Source organism: Flavobacterium zhairuonense, assembly GCF_004352915.1.
Lineage (GTDB): Bacteria > Bacteroidota > Bacteroidia > Flavobacteriales > Flavobacteriaceae > Flavobacterium > Flavobacterium zhairuonense.
Window position 1 is genome coordinate 72,233 of sequence record NZ_SJSY01000076.1, and the last position, 23,354, is coordinate 95,586.

Consider the following 23,354-nt stretch of genomic DNA (forward strand, 5'->3'; position numbering starts at 1 on the left):
GCATTAATTTGTAACCAATATTAAAATTATGAGCGCAAGAGAAGAATTAATTAAAAAGTATGCCTCAGATTTAAAAGAGAAGTGCGGTGTTACACCCGACATGAATTTGTTGACAAAAGTTACGATAGGTTGTGGACCATCTATTTATAATGGAGACGCATCTACAGTTGCTGCGTCGCAGCCGTCTGAATTAGAGACAGTGAAGAAGAATTTCTTAATTAAAAAGTTAGGATTGGCTAACACTCCAGCTTTAGATGAAGGGCTTCATGCTGTATTGGAAAAATATGGGCACGCAAATAAACACAAATACAGGGCAGTTGTTTATTATTTATTGACACTTCACTTCAAAAAAGAAAGTGTTTACAAATAAAAATTGAAAAAATAAAAGCGCCTAATTTGGCGCTTTTATTTTTTCGAATAATTTCTATTTAATCGGAATAGGGAAAATAGGTAAGCTTGCATGTCCTAAAGCATCTACCGTTTGTACAGCAAAAAAGTAATTATCTTTAGAATATGGAATTTCTGCCTGTGTATCTTTTACAAAAATTGTTTTTTCCCAATGCGAAGATGAAGTTTCACGCATTAAAATTTGATAGCCATATTGCGCTTTTCCTTCTGGAGCTGACCAAATCAAAGTCGATGAATTAGAAAGTTTTTTAACTTCAATTCCAACATTTTCAGGAGCTTTTGGAGACGAAGCAAGATTTGCCAGTGTAGCCAAGTTTGAACAAGTATTTTTTCTCAAATAGTCAAAATCCATAAATTCAGGCAAATCGCCATATTTTATGTTGTTTTCAGTTCTCAAATCTTGATGCTGATGATCGAAATTTTCATTCATTTCACAAAAACGGACTGCTGTAAAACCATTTTGGCTGAATGGGGTATGATCACCACCACGTAAAAAACGGTCATTTCTATAAACTAATTTTACTTTCAATTGATCTACATACTGTTCAGTAACAGTCTTGATATATCGCGCCAAAAGTCTTGATGGGCTGTCATTATCACGGCTTATTGCTTTACGCATTTTAGCTTCTTCCTCAGTTTCTAGATACGGAATAGTTTCGCTGAAAACACGAATTTGAGTATTATCTCTTAAATTAGTTCCGCTAGACAAACTATTTCCAATCATGTCATTGTTAAGCATTGCAATAACATTCCAGTTTCCTTCTTTTGCTTTCTCAGCAAGATGGCGCGCACCAATTAATCCTTGTTCTTCACCAGTTACTGCAACAAAAATAATAGTTGCCGGAAAAGATCTTTTGCTCATCACTTTTGCTAGTTCGATCACGGCAGCAACACCTGAACCATCATCATTTGCTCCTGGAGCATTTGATTTAATATTCATGACATCTGTAACTCGCGAATCAAGATGTCCGCTAATAATAATAACACGATTGTCATTTGGATCGGTTCCTTTTAATGTTGCCATTACGTTTCCAATTTGGCTGTCAACATTGATTCTTTTTCCATCTGCTTTAACAGTAAAATAATCAATTTCAGAAGTTAATCTGCCATTTGATTCTAAAGCAAATTTGTCAAACTCAGATTTTACCCATTGCTGTGCGGCGCCAATTCCTTTCGTTTTGTTTTTTGCGTCGCTTAAAGTATGTCGGGTTCCAAAAGAAACTAATTTGTTGATGGTTGCTTCGAGATTTTCAGCTTTGATTTCGCTGATCATTTTTTTAATTTCCGGATCTTCAGAAACTTGTGAAACAGAAGCTTGAGTAAAAGTTAAAAATGCAAAAGCAGCATAGATAAGGGTCTTTTTCATTTATTTGGTGTTAATTAATAGGTCTTCAAATGTAACTAAAAGGAATAAACTATAACAAAATGCAGCGTTCTTTAACATTTTTCGGTTTACCATTTCCAAACTTCGTACATTTGCACACTAGAACTTAAAGAATATGCTTAAAATAGGAAAATACAATGCACTAACAATATTACGTGATACTAAAGTTGGCTTGTTTTTGGGAAATCCTGAAAATGATCCAGACGGAATTCACGATGTTTTGCTTCCAAATAAATATGTTCCAAATGAATTTGAAATAGGCGAGGAGCTTGTTGTTTTTGTTTATTTGGATCACGAACAACGACCAGTAGCGACAACACTTGAACCTTATATAATGTTGAATGAATTTGCGCTTTTGAGAGTAAATTATATCAATCAGGTTGGCGCGTTTATGGATTGGGGAATGGAAAAAGATATTCTGGTTCCGTTCAAAGAACAAGCTCGCCCAATGGAAAAAGGAAAACGTTACTTAGTTTATTTATATATGGATAAACAAACTAATCGTTTGGTGGCGTCGAGCAAAACAAATCAGTTTTTGAGCAACGATCAATTGACGGTTGAAAAAGGCGAAGAAGTTGATTTGATCGTTTCGCATATTACAGATATGGGAATTAATGTCATCATCAATGAGCAACACAAAGGTCTTTTATATAAAGATGAAGTATATGACGATTCGATACGAACAGGAGACAGAATGCGAGGTTACATCAAAAACATTCGTCCTGACAATAAAATAGATGTTGCTTTACAAGTTCAAGGCTATGAAAGCATTGAGCCAAATGCTGAGAAAATTTTAGGAGAATTAAGAGCAAACAGAGGCTTCTTGAGGCTAAATGATAATTCACATCCAGAAGACATCAAAACAGTATTGAAAATGAGCAAAAAGACCTTTAAAAAAGCAATTGGCGCTTTATATAAAGAGAAACTCATTGAAATCAAAGATGATGGAATTTATCTTGTAAAAGAAAACTAAAGAGTTAAATCACAATATTTAAAATCCAAATTCCAATCTTTATTGGAATTTGGATTTTTTTTTTGGAATTTCACTAAACAAGAAAGGCTGCTCATTACAAGCAGCCTCTCTCTTTTTATTCTAGTTTTAAAAAAAATTGTAATTAAAAAAAAACAGAAATAAAATAATTCGAATCCATATAAAAAATAATAGCTTTATTACTTTTAGAAATTACTTTTCATCATGGGTATGTCTTTTAAACAATCAATACATTCATTTTTATTTGCAAAAGCTCGATTTCACGGCTAATCCATTTGGTTTGATAAAATAACTTTTAGAAAGTTTCAGTTAGTATTTTTTTCCTCTTTTCGTAATCAATCTTGTATACTAATTACATTGAACAATTCTATTGTTTAACCGTAGGTGCTACTATCTCCTTTTTGAAGTTTTAACAAACGCATAAATCATTTGCTCACTGTTTTTGGTTTTATTGTTTATTAGAACCGTAAAAAAATGAGCGACAAATTTTTTAAAGTTTCTCAAAAAAATCATTTTTTAGGTTAATAAATCAGTGAAAGAAAATCAATCTTATATCAACAAAATAAATTGTATCTCGTTGATTTCTAGGGTGTAAAATTAATTATTATTTTTTAAAACTAATGTTAAAAAGTGTTATTTTTTGTAAGTAAATACCAATTGTTAACATTGAGAGTTGTTTTGGTGCAAGACTTAAATTAAATTGAGTAGGTAAAAATGTAAAAATGCTTTATTTTTACACTATAATTATAAAACATACAAATAAAAATGGATTGGATTACTGCCAGAGAATTTGAAGATATAACCTATAAAAAATGTAATGGAGTTGCCAGAATTGCTTTCAATAGACCAAATGTTAGAAATGCTTTTCGTCCGAAAACAACTTCAGAATTATATCAAGCTTTTTACGATGCACAAGAAGATACCTCTATTGGTGTAGTTTTGCTTTCTGCTGAAGGGCCATCAACTAAAGATGGTGTATACTCTTTTTGCAGCGGAGGAGATCAAAATGCTCGCGGACACCAAGGTTATGTAGGTGACGATGGGCAACATCGTTTAAATATTCTTGAAGTGCAGCGATTAATTCGTTTTATGCCAAAAGTAGTCATTGCAGTAGTTCCTGGATGGGCAGTTGGAGGCGGACACAGTTTGCACGTAGTTTGCGATATGACTTTGGCCAGTAAAGAACATGCTATTTTTAAGCAAACAGATGCTGATGTTACAAGCTTCGATGGTGGCTATGGATCTGCTTATTTAGCCAAAATGGTAGGACAAAAGAAAGCACGTGAAATTTTCTTTTTAGGAAGAAATTATTCTGCACAAGAAGCTTTTGAAATGGGAATGGTAAATGCTGTAATTCCACATGATGAGCTTGAAGCAACTGCGTACGAATGGGCTCAGGAAATTCTTCAAAAATCTCCAACTTCTATCAAAATGTTGAAATTCGCTATGAACTTGACAGATGACGGAATGGTCGGACAGCAAGTTTTCGCCGGAGAAGCAACACGTTTAGCATATATGACTGAAGAAGCAAAAGAAGGAAGAAATGCCTTTTTAGAAAAAAGAAAACCAAACTTTGGCGAAAATAAATGGTTGCCATAAATAATTTTAGATTTCTGATTTTAAATTTTAGATTTTTCAATCTTTAATTTTTGATCAGAATATTGTAATCTAAAATCTAAACTCTAAAATCTAAAATTAAAACATGAAACATTGGATTGAAGCCGCACGACTGCGCACATTGCCTTTATCAGTTTCTGGAATTATCGTTGGAAGTATTTACGCTTTATCAAACCCAACAGAAACAATTAATACGCCAACAGAAGTATTTAGCTGGAAAATTTTTGGTTTTGCACTTTTAACAACATTAGGCTTGCAGGTTTTGTCCAATTTTGCCAATGACTACGGAGACGGCGTAAAAGGTACTGATAATACTGACAGAGTAGGGCCACAACGTGCTATTCAGAGCGGAAAAATCACGCCTCAGGCTATGAAAAAAGCAATAATAATCACTTCGTTATTAACGCTTTTATCAGCTGTAATCTTGATTTATTTTGCTTTTGGCAAAGACAATTTTGGATATTCAATTTTCTTTTTATTGTTAGGAATTGCTGCAATTGTTGCTGCGATTAAATATACAGTTGGAAATTCAGCATACGGCTACAAAGGCTTTGGTGATGTTTTCGTTTTCATATTCTTCGGATTAGTAAGTACGCTAGGTGTCAATTTTTTATATTCGAAAGAAGTTGAGCCAATTTTAATTCTTCCTGCAATCGCTATCGGTTTATTGAGCGTTGCGGTATTGAATTTGAATAATATGCGTGATGAGGAATCAGACAGAAAATCTGGAAAAAATACGATTGTAGTTCAAATTGGTGGTGCAAAAGCTAAAGTCTATCATTTCACGCTGATTATTACAGCAATGATTTTGGTAGTTGTTTTTGCAGTTTTAAGCGATTACAACTTTGATCAGTATTTGTTTTTGCTGGCTTATATCCCTTTAATTAAACATTTAATTACGGTTTCTAAGAACCAAGACCCTAAGCTTTTAGATCCAGAATTGAAAAAGGTTGCATTGAGTACTTTTTTGCTTTCGCTGTTATTAGTAATCTGTATGATTTCACTAATTTCAGATATTATCGTTAATCTTTTTCTTGGAGGAAGATAATCAAGTTCAATTTTAAAAATTAAGATCATGAAAATAACATTTTACGGACACGCTTCTTTAGGAATCGAAGTTGGAGGAAAACATATTATTGTTGATCCATTTATTACGGCAAATCCTGCTGCAGCTTCAATCGATTTGAGAGATTTAAAAGCAGATTATATTTTACTGACACATGCACATAGTGATCACGTTTTAGATGTCCAAGCTCTTGCTAAACTCACAAATGCAGTCATTGTTTCAAATGCAGAAATTGCTAGTTATTATGCAAAATTAGGATTTAATTCGCATCCAATGAATCATGGCGGAAGCTGGAAATTTGATTTCGGTAAAGTAAAATATGTAACTGCTATTCACTCAAGCACTTTTCCTGACGGCGCTAGCGGAGGAAATCCGGGTGGATTTGTAATCGAAAGCGAGCATAAAAATATTTATATCGCTGGAGATACTGCACTTACAATGGATATGAAATTAATTCCGTTGCGAACAGAATTAGATTTAGCAATACTTCCAATTGGAAATAATTTCACAATGGATATTGAGGATGCTATTATAGCGTCAGATTTCTTAGAATGCGACAAAGTTCTAGGGTACCATTTTGATACTTTTGGATACATCGAAATCAATCACGAAGAAGCAATCAAAAAATTCTTCGACAAAGGAAAAGATTTGATGCTATTGGCAATTGGAGAATCAATCGAGTTATAAAAATAGAATGATTTTGAGTATAGTCGAAAGATGGAGCTAATCCCGCTTTCGGCTATATCTTTTTTAGGCAAAGAAAAATTGCCTAAAAAAGGATACCGCCTCAAACGAAGTTCACTGAACTCCAATTAAAATAAAATTATAGTGAAGTAATCGGGGCTAGCACACTCGGTTTCAAGATAAATAATTTGGCATAATTTTTACTAAGTTTATTTCAAATCATAAAATTGACAAAAATAAAAATTAGTAAAAATTGTGTAATTCGTGGCCCAAAAAAACGACCATTTAATATGACTTTAAAAAAAATAGTTTTATTTCTCTTATTCGCTTTTTCTCTAAACTCTTTTGCTCAAAAAGACGGCTATTGGGATAAAGAACGTGCAACAACAAAAGAAATCATCGTTTCTGCGCGCGACCGAATCGTTCTAAAAACTGAAGATTTGCCAGTTGGGACAACCGAAATAGTTTACAGAATAACGCTTTTGGATGAAAATCAGCAAATGGCAAACAGTTTGGTTTCTGTTTTAAAATCAATTCCGGATCCAACAGGAATTAGTCAAGGCTCTGCGGGAGCTGTTTTTTTGATGTCTAAAATTTCTGGCGACGACACTTGTACGTATTCGTTATTTACTTCAAGCGACGCGGCAAAAAAATATATAGAAGATGGAAAAATAGACAAAGCATGTTATTCTGAAGAAGAACCTTTAAGCAAAGATGCTAAACGTTTGTCATTGGATAAATCTTCTTGCTTAGGACAGAATATTAGCAATATTTGGTTTGGATTTCACAGCAAAAACTGGCTTTTAAAACAAAAAATAGTTTTAGAGGTCGTGCCTTGGGTCGATGTAAAACTAAACCGCGGTTGGAATCAAGACAATAAAAACGAAATTATAAGTCTTTGTAAAACATCAACAATGGCACAAAAAATGGCCAATTCTGATGATTTTTGTGTTTGTATTTTAGATAAAATCATCAAACAATACCGCTACACTGAATTTCAAAAACTGCTTCAGATAGAGAAAAACAAAGTTTATAAAGATTTTGGAAGCGCATGCTACAAAGACGCCGATATTTCAAAAAACGTTTTCAATGATCTTAGAAAAGAAGCTTCTGCATTAATCAAACAGCAAAAATACAACGAAGCAATTCCGAAATTAAGCACTATTATTAATGAAGGAAAAGCAACAGCATTAGATTACAGCTCAATTGGTTATTGCTATATTTTAACCAAACAGTACGAAAAAGCGCTAAAATTTTTGCAAGAAGGAGAAAAGCTTGATAATACAGAATTACTAGTAAAATTAAACCTCGCACATTTATATTTGGTCAGCAACAATTACAGCGATGCAAAGACCATTTATAAAAAATATCAAGATCAAAATGTTACCGACAGCTTAAGTTGGAAAGACAAAACAAAATCTGATTTTGTGATTTTTCAGAAAGCTGGCCTTCCATCAAAAGATTTTGAGAAGGTTTTAAAATTATTTAATTAAGTTTCTAAGATACTAAGCTTCTAAGCATATTTTATGTTAAAAAAAAACTTAGAATCTCAGCATCTTAGGGCCTTAGCATCTTAAAAAAAATGAACGCTACTTACCATAAATACATGCTTCAATTTAAAGTTCCATCAGGAACTTCACGAGGCATCATGACCGAAAAAGAAACCTGGTTTATCATTTTGGAAGAGAATGGCAAAAAAGGAATAGGCGAGTGTGGTATTTTAAGAGGTTTGAGCGCCGATGATCGTGATGATTATGAAGAAAAACTTAAGTGGGTTTGCGAGAATATTCATTTAGGAGAAAAAGCATTATGGGAAGCCATGCTTGAATTTCCGTCAATTCAATTTGGGATCGAGATGGCTTTTTTATCGCTAAAAAGTGAAAATCCATATTTGTTGTTTCCGTCTGATTTTACTTCAAATTCAGAATCAATTGTTATAAACGGCTTGGTTTGGATGGGAGATGAATCGTTTATGAAACAACAAATCGAAACAAAATTAGCAGAAGGTTTTACCTGTATTAAACTTAAAATTGGAGCAATTGATTTCCAGAAAGAATTGGATTTACTGCAATTTATAAGAAAACATTTTTCACCGGATCAAATCGAAATAAGAGTTGATGCCAACGGTGCTTTTGCATCAAATGAAGCTTTAGATAAACTGCATCAACTTCATAAATTTCAGCTTCATAGTATTGAACAACCAATCAAAAAAGGGCATACGAAAACAATGTCAGAACTATGCAAAGAAACTCCATTTCCAATCGCATTAGATGAAGAATTGATAGGTGTATTTTCATTAGAAGATAAAGAAAAACTATTGCAAGAAATCAAGCCGCAATATATTATTTTGAAACCAAGTTTTGTTGGCGGGTTCAGAGGAACAAAAGAATGGATTGATTTGGCAAATAAATACAATATTGGTTGGTGGATCACATCAGCATTAGAAAGCAATATTGGCTTAAATGCAATTGCACAATGGACTTTTTTACAAAACTCTGATATGCCACAAGGTTTAGGAACTGGCGCACTTTATACTAATAATTTCGATTGCCCACTTGAAGTTTCAAAAGGACAATTATGGTACAATGTTTCTAAAAAATGGGATTTTTTTGAAGTAACAAAGTGACAAAGTGACAAAGGTTCAAAGTGACAAAGGTTCAAAGTCCCTAACTATAAAACTTTGTGCCTTTGTCACTCTGCATCTTTGTACCTTTTTTTTCACTCTTTCCCTCCTAATAAACTAGCTTGCCAGTCTTTAAGTTCTTGCCATTTTCCTTGATAAGCCATTAATGCCTGTTTTGCCCAAGTACTAGGATTGTGTATGCTGTAATTTTCACCACCAGCATCCAAAATTGATTGCAGTTTTTCTGTAGAAGTTATAGATAATTCTTGCCAGCTTGTGATTCCTGCCTCATTAAATAAAGATTCTATTTTTACACCTATTCCTTCGACAATTTTCAAGTCATTATCTTTGACTTTTTTGCCTAAAATAGTTACAGCTATCTCTTTGTCAAATACAAATTGTGGTTGTATTTGCGAGTTATAGTTTTTCGTTTTTGTATCTAATTCGTTGTCAAGACTATTAATTTTTTGGTTTAAATTTTTGACAGTAGCTTTACATACATCCAGGTCTTCCTGTAATGATATAGCAAGCAAAACATCTTTTTTCGAACTTATTTTTCCTAGTAGATAGCCTAAAATTCCAAAGATCAAACCTACTAGTGCCGGTATTAAAAATGACATTACATTCATGATCAGACATTTTAAATTTTGATTAATATGGACTATTGAAATATGTATTTCTTTAAATACAATATAGAATCAACAGCATTTAGGGTTAATCAAATTTACTCAAAAAACAAATCTTAATATATTAACAATCAGTTAATTTGATGCTTAAAATAGAAAACAGCTTAGAGTCTCAATAGGATAGTTTACATACCTGAATTAAATTGAGTAACTTGCAGTAAAATTAATTGGAACATCAAAATGGTTGAAATTGAAAGAAAGTTTCTTGTAAAATCAGGAGATTTTAAAGAACAAGCTTTTACTCAAAATAAAATTGCCCAGGGTTATTTAAGCTCAATTCCTGAAAGGACAGTTCGTGTTAGAATTAAGGGAGAAAGAGGTTTTTTGACGATAAAAGGAATCGGACACCAAGGAGGAATGACGCGTTTTGAGTGGGAAAATGAAATTCCGCTAGAAGAAGCAATAGAATTGCTGAAATTATGCGAAAAAGGAAAAATTGAAAAGACTCGTTTTGAAATAAAATCTGGAAATCACATTTTTGAAGTTGATGAGTTTTATGGCGAAAATGAAGGTTTGATTATTGCAGAAATAGAACTTAATTCTGAGACAGAGACATTTGAAAAACCAGATTGGCTTGGAGAAGAAGTGACGAATGATGAACGATATTATAATGCTTATTTGAGCAAAAAACCTTTTAAAGACTGGGAAAACAACTAATTTATGACAGATTATGATTTGATTATTGTCGGCGGTGGCCCAATTGGTCTTGCTTGTGCAATAGAAGCTCAAAAGAAAAACTTGCGTTATTTGATTATTGAAAAAGGAGCAATTGTAAATAGTATTTTCAATTATCCTTTGTATATGACTTTTTTTTCGACTGCAGAAAGGTTGGAAATTGGTGATATTCCTTTTAATTGTTTGGCGCCAAAGCCTGGCCGTCAGGAAGCTTTGGAATATTATCGAAACATTCATCGCTATTTCAATTTTGCTATTAATTTGTTTGAAAAAGTTACCGAAATCAAGAAAAACGAAAGCTCTATTTTTGAAATCACAACAAATAAAAACTTCTATAATTCCAGAAATGTAATTATTGCGACTGGATTTTATGACATTCCGATTACAATGAATGTAATAGGAGAAGAATTGACAAAGGTTCGTCATTATTACAAAGAAGCCCATGAATATGCTTTCCGAAATGTTTTGGTTGTTGGAGCAAATAATTCTTCTGTAGATGCTGCATTGGAGTGCTGGCGAAAAGGAGCAAACGTTACAATGGTCATTCGTAAAAATGAAATCAACAGTAGAGTAAAATATTGGGTTAAACCCGATATTGAAAACCGAATTGCCGAAGGAAGCATCAAAGCTTATTTTGAGTCGAATATTACCGAAATAAAAGAAAATGAAGTTGAAATCGAAACTCCCAATGGAAAAATAACCATCGAAAATGATTTTGTTCTGGCATTAACAGGATATAAGCCAGATTTGAATTTTCTTGAGAACATTGGAATTAAGCTTTCAAATGATGAATTAAAAATTCCATCATACAATGCCGAAACGATGGAAACTAATATTGAAGGACTTTTTCTCGCAGGCGTTGTATGTGGTGGCATGCAGACGCATAAATGGTTTATTGAAAACTCAAGAATTCATGCTAAAATGATTGTGGATTATATTGTTTCAAAATAGTTTTATCTATGAATTCAAAGAAAAAAATTTCACGCAGATTCCACAGATTTACGGAGATCGACACAGATTTTTTAATTAATCGGCGTATATCTGCATAAATCTGCGGAATCTGGGTGAAAAATAATTTGCAACAAGAAAAATTAAGAACTACAAGAAAGCATTGAACAACCTACTTTTGATCTTGCCCAATCTGGTCGTTTTGCAAACCATTTTTCATATTCTGGTTGTTCATCGTATGGCTTTTGCAAAAGAGTATAAAGCTCATCAATTAAAGAATAATCTTCTTTGTCAGCAGCGTCAATTGCCAATTGCGCCATATAATTTCGAAGCACATATTTAGGATTGATCAAGTTCATTTTTTGAGAACGTTCTTCATCTGATAATGATTCAGCTTTTAGTCTTTCCAAATAAGAAGCGAACCATTTTGTCCAGTTTGCCAGAATTTCTCCTGAAACTTCGTCAACATTATAAAATGCATATTTTATTTTTTCGATCGCTTCTGGAGCGAAATCTGTTTTTTCTACTGAGCTTAAATTTCTAAAAAAGATGGTCATGTCGGTTTCAGTCAATTGCAAAATATTTTCTAAATCCGAAATTAATTGATCATCAGTTTCAGTTGAAGTAAATAATCCTAATTTGCTTAAAAACATTACTTTGTAATCAGAATCAAAATCACTCATAAACGATTCAAGAATTTTTTCTAATGGTGCAGCTTCATTAATTAACGGATAAAGTGCGTTTGCCAGTTGGAATAAATTCCACTGTGCTACACCAGGCTGATTCCCGAAACGATATCTTCTATTTTGGCTGTCAGTTGTGTTTGGTGTCCAATTCGGATCATAATTTTCCAACCAACCATAAGGACCGTAATCAATTGTGATTCCGTGAATAGACATGTTGTCCGTGTTCATTACACCGTGCACAAAACCAACGCGCTGCCAATGCAGAATCATTTCTCGTGTCGTATCGGCAACTTTTTTAAAGAACTGCAAATATTGGTCTTTAGGCTCACCGGTTATTTCCGGGAAATAATGTTTTATAGTAAATTCAACAAACTGTTTTAAATTTTTTAATTCATTTCGAGCTGTAAGCATTTCAAAACTTCCAAATCTGACAAATGATGGAGCAACACGGCACACTATAGCGCCTTTTTCGTAAGCAGGATTTCCGTTATATAAAATATCACGCAAAACCTGATCTCCAGAAAGTATCAGAGAAAGGGATCGAGTAGTGGGAACGCCAAGATTGTACATTGCTTCCGCACATAAATATTCTCTAATAGAAGAACGCAAAACAGCCAAACCATCAGCAGTTCTTGAATATGGAGTTTTTCCTGCACCTTTTAATTGAAGCGTATAAAACTGATTATTGTGTTCGATTTCAGTTAAGTTAATTGCACGGCCGTCTCCTAATTGTCCGGCCCAATTCCCAAATTGATGTCCAGCATAGCACATGGCATAAGGCTTTGTTTCAGGAAGAATTTCTTTTCCTGAAAATACATTTAAGAAATCTTCTGACTGAATTTCATCTTTTGAAATCCCAACTAATGCAGCAACATCTTCTGAAGCATGAATCAGTTTTGGATTTGATGGTTTTGTTGGATTTACATACGAAAACAAAGTGTCTTTTACCTGACGAACTTCATTTGACAATTCTGGATCAGCAGGCAATTCAGCTGTAAATCGATTATTTATTTTTAGATTTTTCATTTTGTTTTTTTCTTTTTTTTGCCATTGATTACGCAGATTAAAAAGATTTTTTTTAATCTGTGTAAATCCTTAAATCTGTGGCTAAAAATTAAATTAATCGGTCGGCGTACATTTTTTTCAGTTTCTGTACTTTCGGATCAATTACGATTTGGCAATAACGAGCATCTTGATTGTTATTGTAATAATTCTGATGATCTTCTTCGGCGAGATAAAATACTTCAAATGGAGTCAGTTTTGTTACAATCTGATCTTCGTAAAATGGTTGCACTTCTTTGAAAACCTGTTCAGCAATTTCTTTTTGCTCTAAATCATGATATAAAACTATTGAGCGGTATTGTGTGCCAACATCAGCACCTTGACGATTTAAGGTTGTTGGATCATGACTTGTCATAAATATGAAAATCAAATCGTGATATGAAATTATGTCAGGATCAAAAGTGACTTGTATGACTTCGGCATGCCCGGTTCTGCCAGTACAAACTTCACGGTAAGGAGGATTCTTTATAAAACCTCCCGAATAACCTGATTTTAAAGATTTTACTCCGTTTAAACGCTGAATTACAGCTTCAATACACCAGAAACATCCGCCACCAAAAGTAGCTGTTGCTAAATTTCCCATAATATATAGTAGTGTTTGTTGTTTTAATGCCTATTAATCCGATAGAATATTATGATAATTTATTAAAAAAAGAACTAAATAGTTAAATATACTGATTGGTTCTTTAAAATTTGAAGTTTAGTATTGATAAATTCGCAATTGTATAAAAAAGCAATATATTTGCAATCAAACTCAGGCACACATAATGAATAGCAAAAATAATACCATCAGTTTAGAAACTTATTTTCAGGATTTTCGTCAAAATATAGTGGGAATTAATCAAGAATTTACCTCTCCATTTGGCAAAAAACGAATAATTTATACTGATTGGACTGCCAGCGGAAGACTATATCGTCCTATTGAAGAGAAACTTCTTAATCAATTTGGGCCTTTTGTAGCAAATACACATACTGAGACGACTGTGTCAGGTACTGCCATGACAAAAGCGTATCATCATGCCAGACACATCATCAAACGTCATGCTAATGCTAATCATGATGATGTTTTGATAACTGATGGAACAGGAATGACAGGCGTTGTCAATAAATTTCAACGTATTCTTGGATTGAAAATTCCTGAAAACCTTAAAAGCTGCACAACAGTTCCTGCTGAGAAAAAACCAATTGTTTTTATTTCACACATGGAGCATCACTCTAATCAAACATCTTGGTTAGAAACGATTGCAGATGTTGAAATTATTCCTTCTTGCGAAAAAGGACTTTTCAGTTTAGAACATTTAGAAGCACTTCTAGAAAAATACAAAGACAGAACCATAAAAATTGCCTCAATTACTTCATGCTCTAATGTTACGGGATTAAAAACACCTTTTCACGAAGCGGCAAAATTGATGCATCACTATAATGGTGTTTGTTTTGTTGATTTTGCTTGTTCTGGACCTTATGTAGAAATCAATATGCATCCTTCTGATCCAGAAGCTTATTTGGATGCCGTTTTCTTTTCGCCTCATAAGTTTTTGGGCGGGCCAGGAACTTCAGGAGTTTTGATTTTCAACAAAAAATTATACAACAATATGATTCCTGATTGTCCAGGAGGAGGAACGGTAAGTTGGACGAATCCTTGGGGAGAACATAAATATATTGACAATATTGAAGACCGTGAAGATGGTGGAACGCCTGGTTTTTTACAGGTGATCAAAACTGCACTTGCTATTGAATTGAAAGAGGAAATGGGAATTGAAAACATTTTGCAACGTGAGCACGAAATTGTTGAGTATGTTTTTGACCAATTAGAACCAGTCGAAAATATTAAAATTTTAGCTGGCCAACATAAGGAAAGATTAGGCGTTGTTTCATTCTTTATCGAAAACCTTCATTTTAATTTGGGTGTAAAATTATTGAATGACCGCTTCGGGATCCAAACTCGTGGTGGATGCAGTTGTGCGGGAACTTACGGACATTTTTTGCTTCATGTTGATCAGGAAACTTCAAATAAATTGGTTAACGAAATTACAATTGGTGATTTGATCAAAAAACCAGGTTGGATCAGAATGTCTATTCATCCTACTACAACAGATGAAGAAATTGAGTATGTATGCGAAAGCATTAAAGAATTGGCTAAAAACCACGAAGCTTGGGCTTTAGATTATTCTTATAATAAAAACACAAACGAATTTATTCATAAAGAAGCAACTTCCTTTGAAGATGAATTGGTGGAAAGCTGGTTTAAGTCTTAAAGAAAATAAATTTTTATTTCATAGTAAACCCGACAAGTTTTAAAAAAACTTGTCGGGTTTGGTTTTTATGTTTCTTTTGAAAATGATACTTCTCGCTTAGCCCCGATAGGAACGGCATCCTTTTATGGTCTCGTTTTTTCTACGAGATCATAAAAGATATAGTGGATAGCGGGACGTCTCTTCAATAGAAAACTGGTTTTTCTGCTCCTAAAAAAAATAGAATTACATTATCAATCGTACGCCACCAAGATCTGAAATGCGGTAAGAAAATTTATCTCCAGGAGAAGCAATGAACATGAAATTTTTTGGGATATTCCATTTTTTCGAAAGCTCATCAATCATTTCTGGACCAAATTCTCCTTGTATTTCAAGGTATTCAATGTCAATATCATCGTATGCGCGATCTAAAACTTCAAGATCCTTTTTTAAAGCCGTGTTGGTTGCTTCATGTTTTTTAACATGAACAATTTTAAGCTTTTTTGTAGTTTCATTATTTTCAACATATTGCAATACTTTATTTAAAATTGCAATGTCATCGCCTTTGGTAAAAAACACAAATTCTTGTGAATTTATTTTAATGCTTAAATTTTGCAGATAACGATTGCTAACAATCACCATTCGGCGCAAGGGTTGATAAAAATATTCAAGTGCTTCAATTAATAATTTAATGAGTATGACACGATTAAGCATAATTCCGATAAAAATCAAAGACGGAATCATGTATTTCAAAAAGGTGTAGAAAGCGTGAATGTTGAGTTCCATGTTTCCAATGAAAGCAGCTACCACAAAAAATACCGCTGTTACAACTGCAATACCCCGTGCGCGTTCTGGCCTTGGAAGTTTTTTACGTTTAAATTTCAACAATAAATTCCCAATTCCGAAGAGCGCCATTACCGCTAAAAATGAAAATGTATAGACTCCGGCCAATGACTCTAAATGTCCTTGAGTGGCAAAAAGTACTGATATGCAAAGAATTAAAAAACTGATTACTATTCTATAATGCGAACCTCTTTTATTTTGCTTTAGGAAAAAATTTGGTAAAATTCGATCTAAAGTCATTCGGTTTAATAATCCAGAAACACCTACAAATGAAGTTAATACGGCACCACATAAAACTAAAACAGCATCGATAGAAATTAACCAAGCCAGCCACGAACCGCCAGTTGTATCGCCTAAATGCGCCAGAAGTGATTCTTTGTTTTCACCAACTTCGGTAAGCGGAATTACGCTAATCAACAAAATTGCAATTACAGGATTAAAGAAACTGACAATTCCCCACATATTGCGGAGTGTTTTTGGAAAAACACCTTTTTCTTGCTCTTCCACAAAATTTGCAGAACTTTCAAAACCTGAAATTCCAAGCATTGCGGCTGAAAATCCTAAAAAAAGAGCTGTTTCAATACTTCCTGTTGCTAATGGTGTCTGCCAATTTATATGAAAAGTTTCTAATCCGTGAAAAAACAGAAAGCAAACTGATGTTAAGACCAGCAAAGTCAAAGTAGTAATGTGTATAATGAAAATGATTACGGCTACAAATGCAGATTCTCCAATTCCTAAAATCGCAAGAAATGTAAATAAAATTAAAATAATGACTGTAGCGACAGTAACATTTAATCCATCGAAAATTCCGTGCAGGTAGTGCATTCCTTCCGATGCTGAAATTACTGCCGTTGCCATATAAGACAAAACGGTTAATGTTGCCGCAAGCGATGCAAGTTTTTTAGTAGAGGTATTTAATAAAACGTTGTATGCTCCACCATTTAAAGGAATTGCGCCAACAACTTCCCCATAAATTTTTCGAAATAAAAACAAAACAATTGCGACAATCAGTAACGAAATCCACGCGTATTGACCAGCATATAAAATAGTTAACGCCGAAACATACAAACAAGAAGAGCTAATATCATTGCCACAAATGGCTGTTGCCTGTAATTGATTTAATTTTTTGTGGATGACTTCTTTCATGATTATTCAAGATTACAACATGATTAACTTTATAAAAATGGCAACAAAACAATTAAAATCTGTATTTGTGGGCAGTTTCTTTATATTAAAACTGAAATTATCTAGTTAATCCTGAATTTTGAATATTCAAGTTAAGGATATTATTTGGATTGCTGAAATTTTTTAAGAGACAGTAAGGCCTGCTCTTGAATTTTTTTATGAAAAAATCCTGTCCACCCCAGCAAATATCCGGTAATTCCAAAAGCTTGTTTCGACCATTTCCAAACGTCAAAACTATCTGTATGTTTGATGATTAGTCCGTCTTGAAATACAAATTCTGCATAAATGCTGTTTATAACTTTTCTATTGGTTTTGCTAAAGTTATAAGTTGCAACCCATCTTGCAGAACCTGAAAAATCATCGGCTTTTACATTTGAAAATTCAATTTTAATGTTTCCTTTGCTTTTCAAAAGCAACATTTCCCACATTTTAGAAACTTGCTCTTCTTTCAGCAATCCAAACGCCGGATCAATAAAATGTACTTTTGGATGATAGCATTCGCTCATTGTTTTTGCATCAGCATTAGCAAAAGCGGTGTAGAATTTTGTAATTAAACTTTCGTTGACGTTCATTTAGATCTTAATTTGAGTATAAATATAAAGATTTATTATTTAAGTCTTTTCTTTATAAAATACTAATTTCTTTTGCTGTATCAAAAGTCTTTTTTGATTTGTCGTAGGCCGTTGAAAAATAAGAGTTTCTGTTCACTGCAGTAAAATGCCCTGTTTCATTGCTAAAAGCATTCGAATTGCCCACAATAATAAATCGAATTCCTTGAATATCAGTTTTTTTAAGTTTCAGCATTTCAGCAGGAGTGAAGTAGTAATATGCTGTAGTTTTGCCATTTGCAGTTTCTTTTACATTTTTATCCACGCATGCAATTACATCGCCGTTTGCCAAATCCACATACACACCACCCAAAATTTTGGATTGATCATTGGCTGTAACGATACTTAATTTTAAAATTCCGCCTTTTTCTGTTTTTGCTACCTGAACATCAAGTTCACCTGAAAAAGCATATTTTTCACAAATGAAAACATAATTTTGAGTTGCAGGATACGGTTTTGATCCTTTTACACTCAAACTTTCTTGGGCATTAGAAATGTTTGCAATAAGCAGCAATAAAAAAAACGGTAATCTTAAACGCATATATTTACTTTATTTATCGGTTATTTTAGCATCAAATTTTTCATCCCAATCCATTGATTTTATGGCTGAAATCAAATTATTTTCATCAACAAAAACTCTAAGTTCTTTGTTAGCTACTTTTTTGGAATACAAAGCATGATAACGATAAATGACTTCGTTTTTGGTCTTATAAACGCCGTCCAATTTCAAATCAATAAAACTACCGTAATACTGTCTAAATCTAGTGCAGGTTTTTGTCAGTCGTTCTTCGGTTGTGTTTTCCATTACTGATTTGGTCACTTCTGTTTCATTAAATGGCTTAAATTTTGAAGTATTGCAGGTCTCTAAAACACGTTTGCCTAATTCGTACGCTTTTTTTTGCTGGTTCGAATTAACTTCAGAAACTGCTACTTTCTTAATTTTCAAATCGTCAGTATCTCTGCTGACCGTTTTTGATTTGCATCCAATAAGCAATAACAAACATATAATCAATCCTGCTTTCTTCATAACTATTTATGTTATTTTTAATAATAAGTTAGGGTCGGGGCAATTTTCGATATAAAAATTAAGATCACTTGAATTGCAGACTCCAGGATAATCGCCCCAATAATCTTCAATATTTTGTATAATTTGAAAGTGGACATGAGGAGCATAATCGCCATTGACAGCTGCATTTCCAAGAGTCGCAATTTGATCACCTTTTTTAAAAGATTTCCCAACCGTTAAGTCGTCTAAACTTTCTAACGATAAATGTCCATATAAAGTATAAAATTTCACATTCTGAATTTCATGTTGCAAAATAATCGTTGGTCCGTAATCACCTAAACCAATATTGTTTTTAAAACTATGCACTTTTCCATCAAGAGCAGCCAAGACAGTTGTTCCTACCTTTGTCCATAAATCCAATCCGATATGAATATTACGCTCCGGAATCGAATCATTTCTAAAAATCGTACTTCTTTTATATAAGGTACGTCCTTCAATATAACCGCCAAAAGCTACTTCGGCATTGTTTCTTGACAAATAATCTGAGATAAAAACTTCAAATTCAACAGCATTTTCTGGTCGGCTGTCCATTAATTCTTCATTATTTGCAGATAAATCTAACGGAATATACTTTGATAAATCAATACTAGAATCAATAATTTTAGTAGGTGGTAAGGCGTTTAAAATGGCAGAAAGGGGTTTCATAAAAATAAAATTTAGGCTACTTTTTCGATTATAATTAACTCATTATGAACCTCAATGCGAGGCAGCATTTTTGAGGAAAACAATTTAGGATTTATTTCTGAAATGTACTTCTTATTTCTCACATTATGTGCTTCGTCCAAAATCATCGTATTAAAAAGCACAAAACCTTGATCATTCAATAGTGAACAAACACGCGCACTGAAAAAACTCTCAAATAAAAAATTCGGCATTTTGATATCTTCAAAAATGTCAATTATGATTAAATCGTATTTGTCTTTTGTTTTTAAAACAAATTCAAACGCATCATCAATAATCAGTTCTAATTGTTGAATTTTATTTAAATTAAAATATTGATTGGCAATCTGAATCATATCTGGATCAATTTCAACTCCCGTGATTCTGCCTTTATATTCGATTTCATCTACCAAAGTTTTGATGACGCTCCCGCCAGCAACTCCTAACACCAAAATATGCTTCATTTCTAACACCTTATTGTAACCAATATTTCGCAATCCGTATCTTAAAATGCGCTGCAAACTTCCATACGAATAATTCGTGTTTTCAGAGTCCAAAACCAGTTCGCCATTTGCCCATGTAACCTCGATTGTTTTGCTCCGTACTGATTTTTTTTTGTATATTTTTATTGGGATTAGATAACTAAACAGTTTTTGAATCATTTTATAAGGCTTTTACTCAAAAATACATTTTAAATCTTTTATTTTGCAGAAATAATTAAACTTTAATGAAAAAACAGTTATACAAATTCATTTTTTATAAGCTAATGGGCTGGCAAATTAAGGGAATCGAAAATGCAGATGTAAAAAAATGCATTCTTATGGTTATGCCTCATACCAGCAATCATGATTTTTATATTGGGCTTTTTACTCGTGGAATTTCTGGACTGCAAATGAATTGGGTTGGAAAGAAGGAATTATTTAAATTTCCTTTTGGTTATTATTTTAGAAATGTTGGCGGCGAGCCTCTTGATCGAAGTGGCGGATTAAATAAAGTTGATTCTATTGCCGCAATTTTTGATCGGAAAGAAACATTTCGTCTTGCAGTTGCTCCCGAAGGAACTAGAAAAGGAGTAACCGAAATCAGAACTGGATTTTATTATATCGCACTCAAAGCAAATGTTCCAATTGTTCCTGTTGCTTTTGACTGGGGAAAAAAGGAAGTGAATTTGGGAGAGCCTTTTTTTCCGACAGGAAATTATGAAGCTGATTGGGAAATTTTAAAAAAGCATTATGTAGGCGTAGCTGGTAAAATTCCTGAAAACGGAATTCAAATCTAAAAATTCGATGTTTTTTTCAATTGCGTGAGAATCGCTTAAATGAAAAATAATTTTAAAAATTTTCAAATACGCGAAATTTTCGAATTACGGGACATATACCTTAAATGTTCCGTTTTTATGAAAAAAGATAATTTTTTCTATTTCGTCTTCTTCCGAAGCAAAAATTTGATTTTTCGCAGAGGACGGATTTTTTGTTTCTATTTTTTCTTTCTCATAATTGATTTGAGAAAATAAATCAATTCCATCCAAATTGTCATTTAAAGAAATAGGAGCGGCCGTTTTTTCAACTTCTGGAATAACTGTAGATTTTTGAATTAGGGTTTCCTCATTGTTTTTTGGAAAAACTCCTTTGCCATTTAATAGCCAATATAAATCTACATCAGGAAAAACTTCAAGAATTTTCATGACAAAATCCAAACTTGGCTTGTTTCTTCCTGATAGGAGATGAGACATACTTGAGCGCTGTACACCAATTTTATCTGCAAAGGATGAAGCATTTAAAGTATAGTAATCGAGTATGATTTCAAGCCTTTTTACAAAATCATCGATGTTTACCATTGTAAATTATTTTTAAAAATTGTGTTGTTTACAAATGTAACAAAAAGGAATTGAATAAGCAATTTTACAGTTGTAAAATCGAAAATTACTATAAAATACCTATAATTGAAACTTTAAATAAAACTATTTAACTGATTGAAAAACAATGCTATTTTTCTTTATCGATTAAATAATAACATTTGTCAATTTAGAAATTCAAATTCCTTTTGATAAAGTAATAAATCTTGTTTACAATTCTAAATTATGTCCTTTTTTAATAGTTTACATTTGTAAAAATAAAGATGTTTACTTTTGTAAACAAATCAAAAGACAATGAATTTAGAACAATTATTTAACCAAAACAAAGAAGAATCAATCTCAGGACGTTATTTGACTTTAGATCATATTGAGCCTTTATTAAATAAATTAAATACGAATAATCAAGTTTCAGTAATTGGCAAATCAGTTTTAGGAGCTCCTATATATAGTTACCAAATTGGAACCGGAAAAACGCGTGTTTATCTTTGGTCACAAATGCACGGAAACGAAAGCACAACGACAAAAGCACTGTTTGATTTTATTAATGTATTAAATAGCGGTTCAGAGTTTGCGAAAAAAATGTTAGATACTTTTACTTTTTTGAGCATCCCCATACTAAACCCTGACGGTGCGAAGTTATATACCCGTGAAAATGCTAATAAAATTGACCTGAATCGAGATTCGCAGAATTTAACACAACCAGAAAGTAATGTTTTAAGGGATGTTTTTGAGACTTTTAAGCCTCAGTTTTGCTTTAACCTTCATGACCAAAGAACAATATTTGGCGCTGGAGATACCGGAAAACCTGCAACAGTATCATTTTTGGCTCCATCATACAACGAAGAGAGAGAAGTTAATGCAAACCGTTTAACCGCAATCAATCTGATTGCAGGAATCAATGATGAGCTTCAAAAATATATTCCAGGACAAATTGGCCGTTTTGATGATTCTTTTAATATTAATTGTATTGGAGATACGTTTCAATTTTTAGGCGTTCCGACCATTTTATTTGAAGCAGGGCATTACGCAGGCGATTATGATAGGGAAACAACGCGAAAGTTCATATTTTTCTCACTAATTACAGCATTCAAACTGATTTCCGAAAACGATTTAGTTCATAATAGAATTGGTGATTATTTGAATATTTCACAAAATAAAGTGGTTTTTTATGATTTTATGTATAAAAATATCAAAATAAATTATGATGGTATCGAAATTATTACGAATTTTGTCGCTCAATACAAAGAGGAATTGATTGAAAATAAGATTCATTTCAATGCTTACATCGTTGAAGCAGGAGAATTAGAAAATTATTTTGGACATTATGAATATGACGCAAAAGGCGCAGTTTATTCAGACGACCAAGGTAATTTTCCGAAATCAAACCAAAAAGCAGACTTTTATTTAAATAAAAATATTAAATTTGTTAACGGGTTGATAAAAAGTTAATTTTTATGTGAATTTGTTGTTTTTTATATATATTTTTATACTTTGTAAGAGCAATTAGTAATATTAATTAAAGAATTATGAGTAAATTTCGTTTAGATGAAGTAGATCACCAGATTTTAGATATGTTAATAGACAATACGAGAGTTCCGTTTACTGACATTGCAAAAAAACTTTTGATATCTGCTGGAACAGTACATGTTAGAGTAAAAAAGATGGAGGATGCCGGTATCATTATGGGATCATCTTTAGCCTTAGATTACGATAAATTAGGGTATTCATTTATTGCTTATGTAGGTGTATTCCTTAATAATACGTCTCAAACTAAATTTGTATTAGAGAGAATCAATCAAATTCCATTCGTAACAGTAGCTTCTGTAACGACAGGTAAATTCAACATTTTTTGCAAAATTAGAGCAAAAGATACTAAACACGCAAAAGAAGTTATCTTCATGATCGACGATATCGAAGGTGTTTACAGAACAGAAACTATGATTTCATTAGAAGAAAGTATTAACGATAAGAAGCGTTTGATGCATACTATTTTTAAAAATATGTAATATTTTCTTGAATGCTATATAAAAATATACCTCAAGTTTATTCTTGGGGTTTTTTTATGACTAATTAACC

General features: G+C 32.8%; 24 protein-coding genes. 13 read left to right on the forward strand and 11 right to left on the reverse strand.

Translation table 11 applies throughout. The features are described 5' to 3' along the window. Window positions 1-28 precede the first annotated feature (28 nt). Window positions 29-370, forward strand: coding sequence for a DUF2853 family protein (locus tag EYY60_RS19380; protein WP_132990938.1), 342 nt, complete (start codon window positions 29-31; stop codon window positions 368-370). Between the two features lie 54 nt (window positions 371-424). Here EYY60_RS19380 and EYY60_RS19385 read toward each other — a convergent pair whose 3' ends face one another. Next, complete coding sequence (locus tag EYY60_RS19385; protein ID WP_132990939.1) at window positions 425-1,774, reverse strand: M28 family metallopeptidase; 1,350 nt, start codon at window positions 1,772-1,774, stop codon at window positions 425-427. Between the two features lie 133 nt (window positions 1,775-1,907). Between EYY60_RS19385 and EYY60_RS19390 the strand changes: the two genes are divergently transcribed. The 6 genes from EYY60_RS19390 (at window position 1,908) to EYY60_RS19415 (ending at window position 8,776) form a co-directional block, all read left to right on the forward strand. Beyond that, the gene (locus EYY60_RS19390; RefSeq protein WP_132990940.1) at window positions 1,908-2,765 is read left to right on the forward strand and encodes a CvfB family protein; all 858 of its coding nucleotides are present in this window, start codon (window positions 1,908-1,910) and stop codon (window positions 2,763-2,765) included. Between the two features lie 783 nt (window positions 2,766-3,548). Beyond that, window positions 3,549-4,382, forward strand: coding sequence for a 1,4-dihydroxy-2-naphthoyl-CoA synthase (locus EYY60_RS19395; protein WP_012024845.1), 834 nt, complete (start codon window positions 3,549-3,551; stop codon window positions 4,380-4,382). Between the two features lie 103 nt (window positions 4,383-4,485). After that, the gene (gene menA / locus EYY60_RS19400; protein WP_132990941.1) at window positions 4,486-5,448 is read left to right on the forward strand and encodes a 1,4-dihydroxy-2-naphthoate octaprenyltransferase; all 963 of its coding nucleotides are present in this window, start codon (window positions 4,486-4,488) and stop codon (window positions 5,446-5,448) included. 27 nt (window positions 5,449-5,475) lie between these two features. Then, window positions 5,476-6,153, forward strand: coding sequence for a metal-dependent hydrolase (locus EYY60_RS19405; protein WP_132990942.1), 678 nt, complete (start codon window positions 5,476-5,478; stop codon window positions 6,151-6,153). A 287-nt stretch (window positions 6,154-6,440) separates the two neighbouring features. Further along, on the forward strand, window positions 6,441-7,643 hold the full coding sequence (locus tag EYY60_RS19410) for a tetratricopeptide repeat protein (protein WP_132990943.1): 1,203 nt from the start codon (window positions 6,441-6,443) through the stop codon (window positions 7,641-7,643). Between the two features lie 89 nt (window positions 7,644-7,732). Continuing rightward, entirely contained in the window at window positions 7,733-8,776 is a 1,044-nt protein-coding gene (locus EYY60_RS19415) for an o-succinylbenzoate synthase (RefSeq protein ID WP_132990944.1), read from the forward strand. A 92-nt stretch (window positions 8,777-8,868) separates the two neighbouring features. Here EYY60_RS19415 and EYY60_RS19420 read toward each other — a convergent pair whose 3' ends face one another. After that, window positions 8,869-9,402 carry a hypothetical protein gene (locus tag EYY60_RS19420; protein WP_132990945.1) on the reverse strand — a complete coding sequence of 178 codons (534 nt, stop codon included), beginning with the start codon at window positions 9,400-9,402 and terminating at the stop codon, window positions 8,869-8,871. Between the two features lie 237 nt (window positions 9,403-9,639). Here EYY60_RS19420 and EYY60_RS19425 point away from each other — a divergent pair, with 237 nt between their 5' ends. Both EYY60_RS19425 and EYY60_RS19430 read left to right on the forward strand, forming a co-directional pair. Then, window positions 9,640-10,116 (forward strand): CYTH domain-containing protein, encoded by a 477-nt coding sequence (locus EYY60_RS19425; protein ID WP_132990946.1) that lies wholly within the window; start codon window positions 9,640-9,642, stop codon window positions 10,114-10,116. Window positions 10,117-10,119: 3 nt separating this feature from the next. After that, window positions 10,120-11,085, forward strand: coding sequence for a YpdA family putative bacillithiol disulfide reductase (locus tag EYY60_RS19430; protein ID WP_132990947.1), 966 nt, complete (start codon window positions 10,120-10,122; stop codon window positions 11,083-11,085). A gap of 140 nt (window positions 11,086-11,225) precedes the next feature. Here the strand turns inward: EYY60_RS19430 and EYY60_RS19435 are convergent, their stop codons facing one another. Both EYY60_RS19435 and msrA read right to left on the reverse strand, forming a co-directional pair. Then, on the reverse strand, window positions 11,226-12,794 hold the full coding sequence (locus EYY60_RS19435) for a protein adenylyltransferase SelO (RefSeq protein WP_132990948.1): 1,569 nt from the start codon (window positions 12,792-12,794) through the stop codon (window positions 11,226-11,228). A gap of 88 nt (window positions 12,795-12,882) precedes the next feature. After that, a complete protein-coding gene (gene msrA / locus EYY60_RS19440) occupies window positions 12,883-13,413 on the reverse strand; it encodes a peptide-methionine (S)-S-oxide reductase MsrA (RefSeq protein ID WP_132990949.1) in 531 nt (176 codons plus the stop codon). 184 nt (window positions 13,414-13,597) lie between these two features. Here msrA and EYY60_RS19445 point away from each other — a divergent pair, with 184 nt between their 5' ends. Beyond that, on the forward strand, window positions 13,598-15,085 hold the full coding sequence (locus tag EYY60_RS19445; RefSeq protein ID WP_132990950.1) for an aminotransferase class V-fold PLP-dependent enzyme: 1,488 nt from the start codon (window positions 13,598-13,600) through the stop codon (window positions 15,083-15,085). A 222-nt stretch (window positions 15,086-15,307) separates the two neighbouring features. Here EYY60_RS19445 and EYY60_RS19450 read toward each other — a convergent pair whose 3' ends face one another. From EYY60_RS19450 to EYY60_RS19475, 6 genes are all read right to left on the reverse strand, one after another. Continuing rightward, window positions 15,308-17,050 carry an APC family permease gene (locus EYY60_RS19450; protein ID WP_132990951.1) on the reverse strand — a complete coding sequence of 581 codons (1,743 nt, stop codon included), beginning with the start codon at window positions 17,048-17,050 and terminating at the stop codon, window positions 15,308-15,310. 140 nt (window positions 17,051-17,190) lie between these two features. After that, complete coding sequence (locus EYY60_RS19455; RefSeq protein WP_132990952.1) at window positions 17,191-17,661, reverse strand: nuclear transport factor 2 family protein; 471 nt, start codon at window positions 17,659-17,661, stop codon at window positions 17,191-17,193. Between the two features lie 52 nt (window positions 17,662-17,713). Further along, a complete protein-coding gene (locus EYY60_RS19460) occupies window positions 17,714-18,238 on the reverse strand; it encodes a hypothetical protein (protein ID WP_132990953.1) in 525 nt (174 codons plus the stop codon). Window positions 18,239-18,247: 9 nt separating this feature from the next. Then, on the reverse strand, window positions 18,248-18,724 hold the full coding sequence (locus EYY60_RS19465) for a hypothetical protein (protein WP_132990954.1): 477 nt from the start codon (window positions 18,722-18,724) through the stop codon (window positions 18,248-18,250). 6 nt (window positions 18,725-18,730) lie between these two features. Continuing rightward, entirely contained in the window at window positions 18,731-19,408 is a 678-nt protein-coding gene (locus tag EYY60_RS19470) for a peptidoglycan DD-metalloendopeptidase family protein (protein WP_132990955.1), read from the reverse strand. Window positions 19,409-19,419: 11 nt separating this feature from the next. Then, on the reverse strand, window positions 19,420-20,085 hold the full coding sequence (locus EYY60_RS19475) for a spermidine synthase (RefSeq protein ID WP_132990956.1): 666 nt from the start codon (window positions 20,083-20,085) through the stop codon (window positions 19,420-19,422). 65 nt (window positions 20,086-20,150) lie between these two features. Here EYY60_RS19475 and EYY60_RS19480 point away from each other — a divergent pair, with 65 nt between their 5' ends. Continuing rightward, entirely contained in the window at window positions 20,151-20,702 is a 552-nt protein-coding gene (locus EYY60_RS19480; protein WP_132990957.1) for a 1-acyl-sn-glycerol-3-phosphate acyltransferase, read from the forward strand. Window positions 20,703-20,786: 84 nt separating this feature from the next. Here EYY60_RS19480 and EYY60_RS19485 read toward each other — a convergent pair whose 3' ends face one another. Next, entirely contained in the window at window positions 20,787-21,260 is a 474-nt protein-coding gene (locus EYY60_RS19485) for a helix-turn-helix domain-containing protein (RefSeq protein ID WP_132990958.1), read from the reverse strand. 312 nt (window positions 21,261-21,572) lie between these two features. On the opposite strand from EYY60_RS19485, the gene EYY60_RS19490 reads away from it, so the two are divergent. Together EYY60_RS19490 and EYY60_RS19495 are read left to right on the forward strand one after the other, a co-directional pair. Next, window positions 21,573-22,727 (forward strand): M14 family metallopeptidase, encoded by a 1,155-nt coding sequence (locus EYY60_RS19490; RefSeq protein ID WP_132990959.1) that lies wholly within the window; start codon window positions 21,573-21,575, stop codon window positions 22,725-22,727. Between the two features lie 77 nt (window positions 22,728-22,804). Beyond that, on the forward strand, window positions 22,805-23,284 hold the full coding sequence (locus EYY60_RS19495) for an Lrp/AsnC family transcriptional regulator (RefSeq protein ID WP_007805990.1): 480 nt from the start codon (window positions 22,805-22,807) through the stop codon (window positions 23,282-23,284). Window positions 23,285-23,354 lie beyond the last annotated feature (70 nt).

Coding starts and splice junctions, on each gene's coding strand:
- menA (WP_132990941.1), top strand. CDS start 4,486: ATGAAACATTGGATTGAAGCCGCACGACTGCGCACATTGCCTTTATCA.
- EYY60_RS19395 (WP_012024845.1), top strand. CDS start 3,549: ATGGATTGGATTACTGCCAGAGAATTTGAAGATATAACCTATAAAAAA.
- EYY60_RS19420 (WP_132990945.1), bottom strand. CDS start 9,402: ATGAATGTAATGTCATTTTTAATACCGGCACTAGTAGGTTTGATCTTT.
- EYY60_RS19410 (WP_132990943.1), top strand. CDS start 6,441: ATGACTTTAAAAAAAATAGTTTTATTTCTCTTATTCGCTTTTTCTCTA.
- EYY60_RS19405 (WP_132990942.1), top strand. CDS start 5,476: ATGAAAATAACATTTTACGGACACGCTTCTTTAGGAATCGAAGTTGGA.
- EYY60_RS19470 (WP_132990955.1), bottom strand. CDS start 19,408: ATGAAACCCCTTTCTGCCATTTTAAACGCCTTACCACCTACTAAAATT.
- EYY60_RS19430 (WP_132990947.1), top strand. CDS start 10,120: ATGACAGATTATGATTTGATTATTGTCGGCGGTGGCCCAATTGGTCTT.
- EYY60_RS19455 (WP_132990952.1), bottom strand. CDS start 17,661: ATGAACGTCAACGAAAGTTTAATTACAAAATTCTACACCGCTTTTGCT.
- EYY60_RS19380 (WP_132990938.1), top strand. CDS start 29: ATGAGCGCAAGAGAAGAATTAATTAAAAAGTATGCCTCAGATTTAAAA.
- EYY60_RS19445 (WP_132990950.1), top strand. CDS start 13,598: ATGAATAGCAAAAATAATACCATCAGTTTAGAAACTTATTTTCAGGAT.
- EYY60_RS19425 (WP_132990946.1), top strand. CDS start 9,640: ATGGTTGAAATTGAAAGAAAGTTTCTTGTAAAATCAGGAGATTTTAAA.
- EYY60_RS19415 (WP_132990944.1), top strand. CDS start 7,733: ATGAACGCTACTTACCATAAATACATGCTTCAATTTAAAGTTCCATCA.
- EYY60_RS19460 (WP_132990953.1), bottom strand. CDS start 18,238: ATGCGTTTAAGATTACCGTTTTTTTTATTGCTGCTTATTGCAAACATT.
- EYY60_RS19465 (WP_132990954.1), bottom strand. CDS start 18,724: ATGAAGAAAGCAGGATTGATTATATGTTTGTTATTGCTTATTGGATGC.
- EYY60_RS19475 (WP_132990956.1), bottom strand. CDS start 20,085: ATGATTCAAAAACTGTTTAGTTATCTAATCCCAATAAAAATATACAAA.
- EYY60_RS19385 (WP_132990939.1), bottom strand. CDS start 1,774: ATGAAAAAGACCCTTATCTATGCTGCTTTTGCATTTTTAACTTTTACT.
- EYY60_RS19480 (WP_132990957.1), top strand. CDS start 20,151: ATGAAAAAACAGTTATACAAATTCATTTTTTATAAGCTAATGGGCTGG.
- msrA (WP_132990949.1), bottom strand. CDS start 13,413: ATGGGAAATTTAGCAACAGCTACTTTTGGTGGCGGATGTTTCTGGTGT.
- EYY60_RS19485 (WP_132990958.1), bottom strand. CDS start 21,260: ATGGTAAACATCGATGATTTTGTAAAAAGGCTTGAAATCATACTCGAT.
- EYY60_RS19495 (WP_007805990.1), top strand. CDS start 22,805: ATGAGTAAATTTCGTTTAGATGAAGTAGATCACCAGATTTTAGATATG.
- EYY60_RS19450 (WP_132990951.1), bottom strand. CDS start 17,050: ATGAAAGAAGTCATCCACAAAAAATTAAATCAATTACAGGCAACAGCC.
- EYY60_RS19390 (WP_132990940.1), top strand. CDS start 1,908: ATGCTTAAAATAGGAAAATACAATGCACTAACAATATTACGTGATACT.
- EYY60_RS19490 (WP_132990959.1), top strand. CDS start 21,573: ATGAATTTAGAACAATTATTTAACCAAAACAAAGAAGAATCAATCTCA.
- EYY60_RS19435 (WP_132990948.1), bottom strand. CDS start 12,794: ATGAAAAATCTAAAAATAAATAATCGATTTACAGCTGAATTGCCTGCT.